General features: G+C 65.5%; 12 protein-coding genes. 5 read left to right on the top strand and 7 right to left on the bottom strand.

Going from position 1 to position 14,038, the window contains the following annotated elements; translation table 11 throughout:
• The first annotated feature begins 20 nt into the window (after positions 1–20).
• The gene (locus tag ACZ9IL_RS15685; RefSeq protein WP_476004322.1) at positions 21–635 is read left to right on the top strand and encodes a superoxide dismutase; all 615 of its coding nucleotides are present in this window, start codon (positions 21–23) and stop codon (positions 633–635) included.
• 66 nt (positions 636–701) lie between these two features.
• Here ACZ9IL_RS15685 and ACZ9IL_RS15680 read toward each other — a convergent pair whose 3' ends face one another.
• The 7 genes from ACZ9IL_RS15680 to ACZ9IL_RS15650 all read right to left on the bottom strand — a co-directional run bounded on the left by ACZ9IL_RS15680 (position 702) and on the right by ACZ9IL_RS15650 (position 9,167).
• On the bottom strand, positions 702–1,667 hold the full coding sequence (locus ACZ9IL_RS15680) for a SanA/YdcF family protein (protein ID WP_476004321.1): 966 nt from the start codon (positions 1,665–1,667) through the stop codon (positions 702–704).
• Positions 1,668–2,008: 341 nt separating this feature from the next.
• On the bottom strand, positions 2,009–3,415 hold the full coding sequence (locus ACZ9IL_RS15675) for an AMP-binding protein (RefSeq protein ID WP_476004320.1): 1,407 nt from the start codon (positions 3,413–3,415) through the stop codon (positions 2,009–2,011).
• A 7-nt stretch (positions 3,416–3,422) separates the two neighbouring features.
• Positions 3,423–4,352 (bottom strand): o-succinylbenzoate synthase, encoded by a 930-nt coding sequence (gene menC / locus ACZ9IL_RS15670; protein WP_476004319.1) that lies wholly within the window; start codon positions 4,350–4,352, stop codon positions 3,423–3,425.
• Positions 4,352–5,212, bottom strand: a complete 861-nt coding sequence (gene menB, locus ACZ9IL_RS15665; protein ID WP_476004318.1) for a 1,4-dihydroxy-2-naphthoyl-CoA synthase — start codon at positions 5,210–5,212, stop codon at positions 4,352–4,354. The genes menC and menB overlap by 1 nt, the downstream gene beginning before the upstream one ends.
• A 57-nt stretch (positions 5,213–5,269) precedes the next feature.
• Positions 5,270–6,037, bottom strand: a complete 768-nt coding sequence (gene menH, locus ACZ9IL_RS15660; RefSeq protein ID WP_476005365.1) for a 2-succinyl-6-hydroxy-2,4-cyclohexadiene-1-carboxylate synthase — start codon at positions 6,035–6,037, stop codon at positions 5,270–5,272.
• On the bottom strand, positions 6,033–7,781 hold the full coding sequence (gene menD, locus ACZ9IL_RS15655) for a 2-succinyl-5-enolpyruvyl-6-hydroxy-3-cyclohexene-1-carboxylic-acid synthase (RefSeq protein WP_476004317.1): 1,749 nt from the start codon (positions 7,779–7,781) through the stop codon (positions 6,033–6,035). The genes menH and menD overlap by 5 nt, the downstream gene beginning before the upstream one ends.
• Positions 7,782–7,814: 33 nt before the next feature.
• Complete coding sequence (locus ACZ9IL_RS15650; protein WP_476004316.1) at positions 7,815–9,167, bottom strand: isochorismate synthase; 1,353 nt, start codon at positions 9,165–9,167, stop codon at positions 7,815–7,817.
• Between the two features lie 211 nt (positions 9,168–9,378).
• Between ACZ9IL_RS15650 and ACZ9IL_RS15645 the strand changes: the two genes are divergently transcribed.
• From ACZ9IL_RS15645 to ACZ9IL_RS15630, 4 genes are all read left to right on the top strand, one after another.
• Positions 9,379–10,284, top strand: coding sequence for a 1,4-dihydroxy-2-naphthoate polyprenyltransferase (locus ACZ9IL_RS15645; protein WP_476004315.1), 906 nt, complete (start codon positions 9,379–9,381; stop codon positions 10,282–10,284).
• Between the two features lie 247 nt (positions 10,285–10,531).
• On the top strand, positions 10,532–12,658 hold the full coding sequence (gene cstA, locus ACZ9IL_RS15640; RefSeq protein ID WP_476004314.1) for a pyruvate/proton symporter CstA: 2,127 nt from the start codon (positions 10,532–10,534) through the stop codon (positions 12,656–12,658).
• 62 nt (positions 12,659–12,720) lie between these two features.
• Positions 12,721–12,918, top strand: a complete 198-nt coding sequence (locus ACZ9IL_RS15635; protein WP_025325546.1) for a YbdD/YjiX family protein — start codon at positions 12,721–12,723, stop codon at positions 12,916–12,918.
• Positions 12,919–13,013: 95 nt separating this feature from the next.
• Positions 13,014–14,027, top strand: coding sequence for a CobW family GTP-binding protein (locus ACZ9IL_RS15630; RefSeq protein WP_476004313.1), 1,014 nt, complete (start codon positions 13,014–13,016; stop codon positions 14,025–14,027).
• Positions 14,028–14,038: the final 11 nt, after the last annotated feature.

The following is a 14,038-nucleotide window of genomic DNA, read 5'->3' as shown; positions in this document are numbered from 1 at the left end:
CACAAATAAGAGAGATGAACATGAGCCATACCCTGCCTGCCCTCGCCTACGCCTACGACGCGCTGGAACCCCACATCGACGCGCTGACCATGGAGATCCACCACAGCCGTCACCATCAGACCTATGTCACCAACCTCAACGTCGCGCTGGAAGGGGCCCCCGAATTTGCGGCACTGCCGGTGGATGAACTGCTGCTCAGCTTCGACAGCCTGCCGGCCAAGGTGCAGGGGGCGGTGCGCAACCACGGCGGCGGCCACGCCAACCACAGTCTGTTCTGGCAGGTGATGAGTCCGCAGGGCGGTGGCGAGCCGGGTGGCGAGCTGGCCGAGGCGATCGCACGGGATCTGGGGGGGCTGGATGCCTTCAAGCAGGCCTTCACCCAGGCGGCGCTGAGCCGTTTCGGTAGCGGCTGGGCCTGGCTGACGGTGAACAAGGAGGGCAAGTTGCAGGTGGAGAGCAGCGCCAACCAGGACAGCCCGCTGATGCAGGGCAATGTGCCCATCCTGGGGCTGGACGTGTGGGAGCACGCCTACTACCTCAAGTACCAGAACAAGCGCCCCGACTACATCGCCGTCTTCTACAAGGTCGTGGATTGGCAGGAGGTGGCGCGCCACTACCGGCTGGCACTGGCGTAAGCGCTGCTGCTCTGTGGCGTTAAAACAAGAGACCCGCCTGATGGCGGGTCTCTTGTTTGTGGCGGCTCAGGGAGCGGTACGGGTTGCTGGTGCCGAGCTGGTGGCCGTGGCGGCGCTGGTCGCCTGGGTTGCATCGGTTGTCGTCGCTGCTGAACCTGTCTCGGTGGTCGCGACAGCCGTACTGGTCGCAGTCGTTGCGCTGGTTGTCACCGCCGCGCTGGCTGCATCTGTGGCCTTGGCAAGCGGCTTGCTTTGGGTCGCTGTCACCGCGGCGGTCGTGGCCGGGATGGGCAGGCAGGGCTGGCTCGCCCCCAGGGTGCTCAGGGCCTGGCAGGGGATGGGACCGCCGATGACGATGGGCTCGCCGAGGAACTTGGGTCCCTTGTCCAGCACGTAGAGATCGAGCAGCCCCATCAGGCGGGCGAACACCTCGCGTACCCGGGTCTTGATGCCCTGATAGGCGCTGGGATCCAGGGCGTTGAAGCCGACGGCCTCGATGCCGAAGTGGCGGGCGATGAAGATGGCGCGTTCGTTGTGGAAGGCCTGGGAGACCACGGTGAAGTGGGCCTGACCGAACACTTCCTTGGCCCGCACTATGGAGTCGAGGGTGCGAAAACCCGCGTAGTCGCTGTAGATGGCGCTGGCCGGGATGCCGGCCTGGATCAGGGCGCGCCGCATCTGGCGCGGCTCGTTGTATTGCACGGTGGCGTTGTCGCCGGAGACCAGGATGTAGTCCACCTTGCCGTTGTTGTAGAGCTCGGCGGCGGCCTTGATCCGGTATTTGAAGTAGTGATTCGGGCTGCCGCCGATCAGGTATTTGGAGGTACCGAGTACCACGGCGACCCTGTTGTAGGGCACCGCATTGACGTCGTCATAGGTGTAGTGACGGGCGTCCGAGACGGTCCACTCGCTGTAGCCAAGCAGTGCGACGACGGAGGCCAGCAACAGGCAGAGGCAGGCGAGCAGGATCTTGGCAAACTTCTTCATGCGCGGTGCGGTTCGGGTCTGAAATAGGGGATGACAGGGAGCCATTCTATTACAACTTGGCGCGCGGCGTCAGGCTTGATGACCACGGTTGGTGTCACTCGGGCAGAGACTGTCGCTGGCGGGGCCCTCGCAGCGAAGGAGGGGCGGTCCGGTAGAGGCGGGTGCAGGCATCGAGCAGGAGCAGATCCTGGCCATTCCGACCCTGCCACAGGGCGAGCTCATGCCGAGGGCGCGCAGCTGCTCATCCTGCTGGCGGACGTCGCTGGCGACATCGATGAAGTTGAGCAGATCGAACAGGCCGGTCGCCCAGGGGGGACCGTTTATCTCGCTCGCCTGCTCCGGGTAGAGCAGCGGATGGGCACCGAGCGCGGTCAGGGCCCCGGTGGTCAGGCCGAGGTCGCCAGCAGGGCGAGTTTGGTGCGGGAGGGTTTCAGGTTGCCGGCCAGATCGGGCCAGGGCAGCCAGCGATCCGGCACCATGAAGCCGGGCAATGCCTGCCTGATCCAGCTAGCCAGCTCGGCAGGGGGGACGGGTTCGCCATGCCAATCGACGAAGGCGGCGGGGCGTTGGCCCCACTCGTCGCTCGGCACGGGCACCACCAGTGCCTGGGCCACGGCGGGGTGATCCACCAGTCGCTGCTCGATGGTTTCGGGTTGGATGTTTTCCCCCCCCGAGATGAAGAGGTTGTCGAGCCGCCCCTCCACCACCAGCTCGCCGGTGTCGGTGAAGCGACCCTTGTCGCGGGTATGGAACCAGCCCGCTTCATCGAGCGGTCGTGCCAGTGTGCCGTCCTTGAAGTAGCCGGCGAACAGGGTGGCGCCGCGCACGCAGATCTCCCCCTGCCGGATGCACAGCTCCCGCCCTGGCAGCGGCTTGCCGACCACCCCGGCCCCGGTCGGCAGTCCGGTGCAGACCTGGCTGCCCATCTCCGACAGCCCATAACTCACCTTGGGGGTGAGCCCCAGCGTCTTGAGGCGGCTTACCAGGGGCTCGGGGATGGCGGCGCCGCCGAGCAGCAGCTCCCGCAACCGGGTATTGGCGGGGTCGAAGCCCTGCGCCAGCAGACGCCAGAGCTGGGTCGGCACCAGGGATAAGTGGGTGACGGGCTGGCGCTCTAGGCGTTCCTTGAGGGGCTGGTTGCGATCGTCCAGCACCAGGCAGGCTCCCGCCAGGAAGACCCGGAACAGGATGGCGTAGCCGCCGACGTGAAACAGCGGCAGAGAGAGCAGCCAGCCGCAGTCGCCGTCCAGCGGGATCAGGGGGGCGGATCCCCGGGCCGAGGCCAGATGATTGGCGAGGCGATGCACCACCGCCTTGGGGGCGCCGCTGGAGCCGGAGGTGAGGATCATATTGTTGAGCTGGGCAGGAGCCAGCGACAGGGGCGCCGGATCCGCGGCCAGCTCGGCCTCGAAGTCCAGTCGCAGCGGCTGCCAGGGGCCGTCCGGGATCTCGTCGGCCGACCAGAAGGCGGCCACCTCCAGCTGATGAGCCAGCTCGGCCTGTTTCGGCAGGGGAAAGGCGGGATTGAGGGGGCAAAAGACGATGCCGCTACGCACGCAGGCCCAGGCAATCAACACATCTGCCTGTGCGCCGCGCACCACGGCGGCCAACCTGTCCCCGGCCTTCAATCCCACCAGTTCGAGCTGCCGGCACAGGGCGTTCAGTCTGGCATCCAGCTGCCGGTAGCGGAGGGGAGTGGCGCCGTGGATGGCGATCCGCTGTGGCGCTTCTCTTGCCCAGTGACGCACCGGGCAAGGCTCGGGGTGCAATTCAGAGGCGTCGTCTTGCGGCAAGGAGGGCTCAATCACGGTGGAACAGGGGTTTGAGCAGGCTCAGGTCGGGTTGACCCTGTTTATCCAGCAGATCTCCCGTCATCCAGCGGCGGGTATCCAGGCCAGGGGCCTGATCCGGCGCCCACTCTCCCGCGAGGCGGGCGAGCTGGCCGAGGCCGACGCCGGACTCGAAGCAGGAGGAGACGATCACTTTCAGCCGCAGCTCGCGGGCGCGGGTCACCAGGGCCTCGCTGTTGGCGAGGGCCCCGAGCAGGGTGGGCTTGAGCACCAGCGCCTTCAACTGCGGGATCGGTTGCCAGGGTTTGCCCTGGGCCAGCAGTTCGTCCAGCGCCATCGGCATGCCGGTACGGGCTGCCACGAAGGCGATGTCGTCGAAGTCGGCGCAGACGTCTTCCAGATATTCGATCCGGTTCGGATCCAGGTGACCGCAGAAGGCCCAGGCCTCCTCGCGGGTCCAGCCCTGGTTGGCATCCAGCACCAGTTTGAGATTGGGGCGTCGATCGAGCAGCAGGCGGATCAGCGCCAGCTCGTCACGCATGGGGTAGCGGGCCACCTTGAGCTTGGCCTTGAGGGGCGTCTCGTGCAGCCAGATCTTCCAGTTCTTGAGCAGCTCCTGGGGGGAGCCCTGAATGAGGGGATAGGGCTCGGGCAGTGAGGCGGTCTGTTCGGGCCAATGACGGCGGGCACAGTCGAGGCCAAATTGCACCGAAGGCAGCTGGGGGGCCATGGTTTGCCCCCGAGCCAGTTGCGCCAGGCAGGCGAGAGTCTCGGCCTGCGCCTCGGCCAGCGTCTCCTTGGAGAAGCCGGGCAAGGGGGCGATTTCCCCCCAGCCATCGTCGATGCGCACCAACAGGCCCTCTCGCGCCACCTCCACCTTGCCGTGAAAGGTCAGGGGCTGGGTAAAGGGCAGATGATAGCGATAGAGGGCGAGTGTCATCAGGGATTCCGCTTGTATTTGGAGAAGTCGGGACGGCGTTTCTCGTTGAACGCGTTACGCCCTTCCTGACCCTCTTCGGTCATGTAGAACAGCATGGTGGCATTGCCCGCCAGCTCCTGCAAGCCGGCCTGGCCGTCACAGTCTGCGTTCAGCGCCGCCTTCAGGCAGCGTAGCGCCATGGGGCTGTTTTGCAGCATCTCGCGGCACCAGCGCACGGTTTCGCGCTCCAGCTCCGCCAAAGGCACGACGGTATTGACCAGTCCCATGTCGAGGGCTTGGTTTGCGTCGTACATGCGGCACAGGAACCAGATCTCGCGGGCCTTCTTCTGGCCGACGATGCGCGCCATGTAGGAGGCGCCCCAGCCGCCGTCGAAGGAGCCGACTTTCGGGCCTGTCTGGCCGAACTGGGCATTGTCGGCCGCTATGGTCAGGTCACACATCATGTGCAGCACATGGCCACCGCCGACCGCGTAACCGGCCACCATGGCCACCACGGGCTTGGGGCAGGTGCGGATGTCGCGCTGGAAGTCGAGCACGTTGAGGTGATGGGTGCCTTCGTCATCCTGGTATCCACCGTAGTCGCCCCGGATCTTCTGATCGCCACCGGCGCAGAACGCCTTCTCGCCGAAACCGGTGAGGATGATGGTGCCGATATGATCGTCGTAGCGAGCATCGGCCAGGGCCTGCAGCATCTCTTTGACGGTACGGGGACGGAAGGCGTTGCGCACCTGGGGACGGTTGATGGTGATCTTGGCAATGCCATCCTGGGACTTGTGATAGAGGATGTCCTCGTAACCGGCGGAGCAATCCTGCCATGCGATAGGGGCATACAGTTCCGCTTCTGTCATTGCTTCAATCATGTTCACTCTCTTGTTATGGGTGATAAGCCCGCTTGCGCAGGCCGGGGCAAATGATGTTCAGCCGAGATCAGGCTGGATTGCGTCCTTCGCCAGCCACTCCCGCAGGCAGGTGGCGAAGCATTCTGGCTGGCTGGCATGCAGGTTATGGCCGCCATCCAGCGTCAAGTGATTGATATTGCAGCCCTGCTCGACCAGCTGGCAAGCCAGTGCATGGAATTTTTGATCCCGGCTGCCGGAGATCCAGCTCACCGGCAAGCGGGTGTTCGCCAGCCAAGCGGCGAGATCCGGCTGCTTGCCCAGCGACGTGGCGCGCAGCATGGCGGCGACGGCCGGGCCATCGTTGCCGAGTCGCCTGGCAATCTGGCGGGCGCGTCCGGCTTCGTCGAGATCGGCAAACACCGGCTGGCGATACCAGTCCACCAGCACCCCGGCCAAAGGCTCGCCCTCGAAGCGGCGGGCCCAAGCCTCGTCGTGTGCGATGCGAGCCGCTCGTTCGGTCATGGCCAGGCCGGGATGGCAGTTCTCCAGCAGCAGGGCCTGCAGCCCCGCTGGGGCTTGGCTGGCGTGGTAAAGCGCCAGCCGCCCACCGAGGGAATAACCCGCCAGCCGGTAGTACAGGATATTGCGCGCGGTCAGTTCGTCGCAGAGCCACCGATGTGCCTGCTCGAACCCCTCCAGCCGCAGCGCCCGGTTGCTGCCGTGACCCGGCAGATCCAGTGCATGGCACTCGCACTCCGGCAGGGCATCGATGACCGGCTGCCAATCGCGGCGGTCGCCAAGCAGACCGTGCAGCAGCACCAAGGGTATCGGCTCTTTGGCTTCAATGACCACGGATGGCCGCTCCCAGTGCCTTCAGATCCTCGGCCACCTCGGCGCTTGGCACCTTGATTTCAATCAGGGTTGCCTTGTTTTCCCGAGAAGGGTTCTCCAGCGCGGCGCGATAGGCCTGTTCAAACTCGGCCAGGGTGGTCGGCGCCCGATACGGGAGGCCGAACATGGCGGCTGCGTGCTCGAAGTGCAGGCCGTGGGGCAGGCAGTAGTAGGTTTCCAGCAGCCGATCGCCGGTGGGCACCGGCAGCATGCGGAAGATGCTGCCGCCGTCGTTGTTGAGCAGGATCACCACCAGCGGCCGGCTCCCCTTGCCAAGCAGGGCCAGGCTGTTGAGATCGTGCAGGGCGCTGAGGTCCCCGAGCAGCAGGGTGGTCGGCTCATCGCTGCTCTGGGCGAAGCCATAGGCCGTGGCGATCAGGCCGTCGATGCCGGAGGCGCCGCGGTTGGTCATCACCCGGCTCGGCCCCTTGCCGGGTTCGCCGAGCATGTCCATCAGCCGGGCCGGCATGCTGTTGCCGACGAACAGCTGGCCTTCGATGAGCGCATTCAGGCGGTGGCAGACCCCGAGCTCGGAGAAGCGATCACAAGCGGTGCGGATCTGGAGGGTCGCCCGTTGTTGGCGCTCCACCAGCTTGTGCCAGGGCTGTTGTGGCGCGCTGACCGGGTGGGCGGCGGTAAAGGCTTGGGGCTCGCACAGCAGGCGGCGGCGCAGTCGGTAGTCCGGATCCAGCCGTGCCGGTTGCGGGTCCACCAGCCAGTAATCCTGCCAGGGGTGTTGCTTGATGAACTGGCCGAGCCGCTTGGAGATGAGGCGGGCGCCAAATTGCAGCAGCACCTCGGCGCGGGCCAGCTCGGCGACGAAACAGCCGTCTTGCAGCGCGAGATCCACGTGGATGAGGTTGCGGGCATCGAAGCGGATCTGGCTCTGCAGATCCGCCAACAGTGGCCAGCCGAGGCGCTGTGCCAGCTCGGCCACCGCCTGCCCCTGTACGGGATCCTGGATGCGGCCCGCGACTATAACGCCGCGCTTGCCTTGCAGTGCCGCCCAGTCGGGCTGGGCAGGGCACGCTTGCTCGTTCTGCAACCAGGGGCTCCAGGGCTCACGCGAGCGCAGCCAGTCACCGAGGGTTGCCAGGTAGTCGGAGAAATCCAGATAGTGGTCACCGGGATAGAGCGGCTCGGGATACATGCAGTTGAAGTGCACCGGCCCCGGCGTGCGCGCCTGCTGGGCCAGCGCCTGATCCACCGAGCTCAGCACGAAGGCGGCCGGTATGGTCGGGGTCGGGCTCGGCAGGTTCTGCTGATAGACCGGATAGCGACCGAAGATCCCCTGCTGATCGATGGCCTGATTGGCGCCGTTGTCGATGAGCTCGGGGGGGCGGTCGGCGGAGAGGATGATGAGCGGCACCCCGGTCAGCTGGGCCTCGGCCACCGCCGGCCAGAGATTCGCCACCGCGGTACCCGAGGTCATGATCACCGCCACCGGCCGGCCGCTGCCCTTGGCGAGGCCGAGGGCCATGAAGCCGAGACCCCGCTCGTCAAAGTGCAGGTGGCGACGAAAGCCGGGATGAGCGGCGGCGGCCATGGTGAGCGGTGCCGAACGGGAGCCGGAGGCCAGCGCTATGTCACGCACGCCGAGGCGATGGAGCTCCTCCAGCAGGAGGGAAGACCAGACGTGGTTGAAGGTGGCATGTTGAGTGGCAAACGCTTGGTGCACAGACACTGGGCTGGCGGGCATAGGGCTCTCGCGGTGAGGAGACAAGGGAAAACGCTATCCCAGCAGGGAGAGCACATTGGCGATCTTGTTGTCGAGTTCGGCCCACTCGGCGGCGGGCTCGGATCCCGCCACTATGCCGGCCCCGGCGAACAGGTGGATGGCCTGCTCGCTGACGAGGGCGCTGCGAATGGCGACGGAAAACTCCGAGGTCTCCCGGCTCAGCATGCCACAGGCGCCCGCATACCAGCCGCGATCATGGGGCTCGTACTCGCGGATGAAGGCCAGCGCCGCCTCGCGCGGGGCGCCACCGACGGCGGGGGTAGGATGCAGGGCATCCAGCAGTTGCCAGTCACCCACTCCGGGCTCGAGCTCGGCCTCGATGTCGCACTTGAGGTGTTGCAGCAGCCGCAGTTTGAGGATACGCGGCTCGGTCAGGCTGGTGCTGGTGGTGAGCGGCGCCAGCCGGCTGAGGATGTCGGCGTGGACCAGCCGGTTCTCCAGCCGGTTTTTGTTGTCGGCCAGCAGCTCGGCGGCCAGGGCGGCATCGGTCGCCTCGTCGCCGGAGCGGCGGATGGTGCCCGCCAGCGCCTCGGTAAACAGATGACGCCCTTCCCGGCGATAGAGCCGCTCGGGGGAGCAGGCGATGAAGCTCTGCTCGGGGGAGAACTGAAAACCGAAGTGGAAGCACTCCTGGGCGTGCTGCGCCCACTGGGCCAGCAGCGACCAGGGGGAGGGCACGGGCTGGGCTGGTGCCGCATCGCCTACCTCTTCGGCATGGGTGAGGCGGCTCTCCCGCGACAGCACCACCTTGGGGGTGTGACGCTGAAACGCGGGGGCGGTGACCCGCGCCACCAGTTGCTGCCACTGCGCGCGGGAGGGGCAATCTTCTCGCTGCCAGTCGTGCTTGTGCAGCGGCGGCAGGGGGGACTCCGGCTGCAGGGCATCCAGCGCGGCCTCGGCGTCCCCCATTTCGGCCTCGAACTCGGCCACCAGCTCCCGCCTCGGCAACCAGAGGTTCAGGCAGAGGCTGACGCACTCGCCCCGGCGCACCAGCTCGATGCGGGGCAGCACGAAGCGGCAGGGGCCAAAGTCCGGCCAGCCGGGCTGGGTCGGATCGAACGCCAGTCCACCGTAGTAACGGGGGCTGTCTTCGCTGCTGGCGGCCGTGTTGTCACAGACCTGGCGGATATCCCGGGGCTGGTTCAGTTCGTGGATGCGACCGAGGGCGACATATTCGGGACTCTGGGGATCGCGTGCCTGCCAGTAGATGCGGGGATAGAGGGTCTGCGCCGTCAGCCAGCCCAGGAAGGAGTGCACCGGGGCCGCCACGCGCAACCGCACGAAGCCACTGACATTGTTGTGACGCAGGGCGTCCAGTTGTTGCTTGATATGGGTCTGAGCCAACATGGATGTCTTGTCTGAGCCGGATAGTCGCAATCGCTCCGGGGAGAGGATGGCGCAGGTTGATGCCAAAGGGCGATGATTTCCTATATATTATCTGCCCATTCTTCCATGTAAATTGCCCGAGGGAGCCTAAGCCCCCACGGAGCCAAGTATACCTAAATCCGGTTCGATAACCCTTAACACGATCAATATCTGATTGTTTGGCCAACACAATATGACAAATACCTTCTCTGTGTGGTTGCTGGCGGCGCGTTTGCGAACACTGCCCCTTGCCTGTTCTTCTATTTTGCTGGGAGCCGGACTGGCTGCCAGCCGGGGTGCCTTTGACGGGGCCATCATGGGCCTCTCCCTGCTGACCGCCATCTTGTTGCAGATCCTCTCCAACCTGGCCAACGACTACGGCGATGCGGTGTCCGGCGCCGACAATGGCGAGCGGATCGGTCCCCAGCGCGCCGTCGTCTCGGGTCTCATCACCCGCCACCAGATGTGCGTGGCCATGGGGTTGACCGCCCTGGCGGCGGTGGTGAGCGGGCTCTCACTGCTGGTCTGTGCCTTCGGCGAGGAGTGGCAGCAGATCCTGACCTTCGTCCTGCTGGGCGGCGCGGCCATCGTCGCGGCCATCACCTACACCGTGGGCAAGACCCCCTATGGCTACCGCGGCTTCGGCGACATCTCGGTGTTCCTGTTCTTCGGCCTGCTGGGGGTGCTCGGCTCTTACTACCTGTTCACCCACAGCCTGCAGTGGGATCTGCTGCTGCCCGCCACCGCCTGTGGCCTGCTGGCGACCGCGGTGCTCAACATCAACAACGTGCGCGACATCGAGACCGATACCGCCAGCGGCAAGATAACCCTGGCGGTGCGGCTCGGCCGCAACCGTGCCATCGCCTACCACTGGGTGCTGCTGGGGGCGGCGCTGCTCGCCACCATCGCCTTCCTGCTGATCCAGCCCGCCAGCATCTGGCCCTGGCTCTTCCTGCCCGCCATGAAGCCGCTCACCGATGCCGCCCGCACCCTGCGGGAGAGTTTCGATGGCGAGGTGCTGACCGGTGCCCTCAAGAAGACCGCCATCAGCGCCTTCCTGTTCAGCCTGCTGCTTTCCATCGGGCTGGCGCTTTCCTGAGTTCCTGCACAATTTAAAGGGCCCCCAAGGGGCCTTTTTTGTTGGCGCCATTCGCAGTTTTTTTCAATCAATTCAGGCCGTTCTCTTGGGTATGTATGTCGAATGGCCGTGATCCGGTCGGCAATATTGATAAATTCTCGCGGCAGCTCGCCGACTTGTGACGCCCCCCGATTGTGGCGCCGGGGTGATTGCTATAGAGATGTAACCGTACCTGGATGTATATGTAAACACTATGGCGGGGAGACTTATGGACAAGTTAGGGAAACACCTGGGATGGATGCTGATGGCGCTGGTCGGGGCCAGCTCACTCGGCTATATCGCCCTCAATCGGGGCGAACAGATCAACGCACTCTGGATAGTGGTCGCGGCGGTGTGCGTCTATCTGATCGCCTATCGCTACTACGGCCTGTTCATCGCCAAGCATGTGCTGGGGGTGGACTCCAGCCGCATGACGCCGGCGGTGCGTCACAACGATGGTCTGGACTATGTGCCGACCGACAAGAAGGTGCTGTTCGGACACCACTTTGCCGCCATCGCCGGCGCCGGCCCCTTGGTCGGCCCCGTGCTGGCGGCCCAGATGGGCTACCTGCCCGGCATGCTCTGGCTGCTGGCCGGGGTGGTGCTGGCGGGGGCGGTGCAAGACTTCATGGTGCTGTTCGTCTCGACTCGCCGCGATGGCCGCTCCCTCGGTGAGCTGGTCAAGGCGGAGATGGGGCCGACGGCCGGCGTCATCGCGCTGATTGCCACCTTCATGATCATGGTGATCATCCTGGCGGTGCTGGCGATGATAGTGGTCAAGGCGCTGGCCCACAGCCCCTGGGGCACCTACACGGTGGCCTTCACCATACCGCTCGCCATCTTCATGGGGATCTACACCCGCTACCTGAGACCGGGGCGCATCGGTGAGGTGTCGATCATCGGTCTGGTGTGCCTGATCTTCGCCATCGTCTCCGGTGGCTGGGTGGCCGAGAGCGAAACCTGGGCACCCTATTTCGACTTCGACGGCGTGCAACTGACCTGGATGCTGGTGGGCTACGGCTTCGTCGCCTCGGTGCTGCCGGTCTGGCTGCTGCTGGCGCCGCGGGATTACCTCTCCACCTTCCTCAAGATCGGCACCATCATCGGCCTGGCCATCGGTATCCTGGTGACCCAGCCGACCCTGCAGATGCCGGCGCTGACCAAGTTCATCGACGGCACAGGCCCGGTCTGGGCCGGGGATCTGTTCCCCTTCCTGTTCATTACCATCGCCTGTGGCGCGGTCTCCGGCTTCCACGCCCTGATCTCGTCCGGCACCACCCCCAAGATGCTGGCCAACGAGAATCAGGCCTGCTTCATCGGTTACGGTGGCATGCTGATGGAATCCTTCGTCGCCATCATGGCGCTGGTGGCCGCCTGCGTCATCGATCCGGGCGTCTACTTCGCCATGAACAGTCCCATGGCGGTACTGGCACCGGCGGGCACCGCCGATGTGGTGGTCTCCGCCGCCGCCGTGGTGAGCAGCTGGGGCTTCCAGATCACCCCGGACACCCTGACCCGCATCGCCAGCGAGGTGGGTGAGCAGAGCATCATCGCCCGTGCCGGCGGCGCCCCGACCCTGGCGGTCGGCATGGCCTACATACTGCACGGCGCCCTCGGTGGCCTGATGAACGTCGCCTTCTGGTATCACTTCGCCATCCTGTTCGAGGCGCTGTTCATCCTCACGGCGGTGGATGCCGGTACCCGTGCGGCGCGCTTCATGCTGCAGGATCTGATGGGGGTCATCTCCCCGTCCCTCAAGCGCACCGACTCCCTGCCGGCCAACCTGCTCGCCACCGCCCTGTGCGTGCTGGCCTGGGGCTACTTCCTGCATCAGGGGGTGGTGGATCCGCTCGGTGGCATCAATACCCTGTGGCCGCTGTTTGGCATCGCCAACCAGATGCTGGCGGGCATGGCACTGATGCTCTGCGCCGTGGTGCTGTTCAAGATGAAGCGTCAGGCCTATGCCTGGGTGGCGCTGCTGCCCACCAGCTGGTTGCTGATCTGCACCCTGGCGGCCGGTTGGGAGAAGACCTTCAGCGACAATCCCAAGCTCGGCTTCCTGGCCATCGCCGACAAGTTCCAGGCGATGATCGACAGCGGCACCATCCCGGCCCAGTACACCGAATCCCAACTGGCCCAGCTGGTGTTCAACAACCGCCTGGATGCGGGGCTGACGGTGTTCTTCATGCTGGTGGTGGTGGTGCTCGCCGGCTTCTCGGTCAAGACCGCGCTCAAGGCGCTGCAAAACCCGCAGCCGACCGCCAACGAGACGCCTTATCAGGCCATGCCGGCTGGCAATGGGGTGGCTCAACCGAAGTCTGATGACGACGGCGATCTGGCCCCCAGCCTGAAATAAGCGAATCAACAGGCCGGTCCCCTTGGGTACCGGCCTTCCTCGATGGTGAACAAGGAGCCAAGATGTTCGATACCCTGGCCAAGGCGGGCAAGTATCTGGGGCAGACCGCCAGATTGATGGTCGGTGTGCCCGATTACGACAACTACGTACAGCACATGCGGCTGACTCATCCAGAGCAGACCCCCATGAGCCATGACGAATTCTTTCGCGAACGCCAGGATGCCCGCTACGGCGGCAAGAATGGCGGGCGCTGCTGCTAACTGGCCCATCGCAGGGCCCATCATGACGCCCGCGGTCGCGGTCAGCCTCCATTGAACGGTGTTCCCTTCCATCCCCTCACCACAGGATTCCTCTCATGACGCAGGCTGTAGCGGTTACGCTGCTGACCGGTTTTCTCGGCGCCGGCAAGACCACCCTCCTCAACCATTATTTGCGCCACCACGCCGATGCCTCGGTGGCTATCCTCGAGAACGAGTTCGGCGCCGCCAACATCGACGGCGAGCTGTTGCAGAGAGGGGAAGGGGTGAGCGTGGTGGAGCTCAGCAACGGCTGCGTCTGCTGCAGCGTGCGCGGGGAGTTTCGGGCCGCGCTGGCCGACTTGCTGGCCCGGCGGGCCACTGGCGAGCTGCAGTTCGAGCGGCTGATCGTCGAGACCACTGGCTTGGCCGATCCCGCCCCCATCATCCAGACCTTCTTCGTGGAGGAGGCGCTGCGCGATGCCCTGCGCCTCGATGCGGTGGTGACCCTGGCCGACTGCGAACACATCGGCCGCCAGCTGGACGAGCATCCGGTGGCGGCGGCCCAGCTCGGCTTTGCCGATCGTATCCTGCTCACCAAGACCGATCGGGTGGACGCGGCGACGCGGGCCGCCGCCATCGCGCGCATCCACGGCATCAATGCCAAGGCCGAGATCCTCGACATAGTGCAGGGGGAGTGCCCGGCCGCGCTCTGGCTGGATCTCGACGCCTTCACCCTGAGCGACGAGCTCGGTCTGAGCTCGGGTCTGCGTATCGTGCGGGCCGGCCAGCAGGGCTTCGAGGCCTTCGCGCCGCTCTCGGCCCGGCCGCGCTCCTGGCACGACACCATCTCGGCCGAGCTGTTCGAGGGGGGGGAGCTGGATCTGAAGCGGATCGGCGCCTTCATGGAGCAGTGCATCGCGCAGCATGGCAACGACATGCTGCGCTACAAGGGGGTGCTGGCCATCGCGGGGGAGCCGCGCCGGCTGATCGTGCAGGGGGTGCACAAGGTGGCGGGTTTCGATTATGGTTCCCCCTGGGGCGAGGAGGCACCGCAGTCCCGGCTGGTGATCATCGGCCGCTACCTGCCCGTCGACGAGTTGCGGGCCGGTTTTTCGCAGACACAAGAGTGAGGGATAGCCGC

It is taken from the genome of Aeromonas sp. TECH754 (assembly GCF_056279295.1).
The sequence above is the reverse complement of the archived record's forward strand: the minus strand, read 5'-3'. Positions and strand labels throughout refer to the sequence as shown.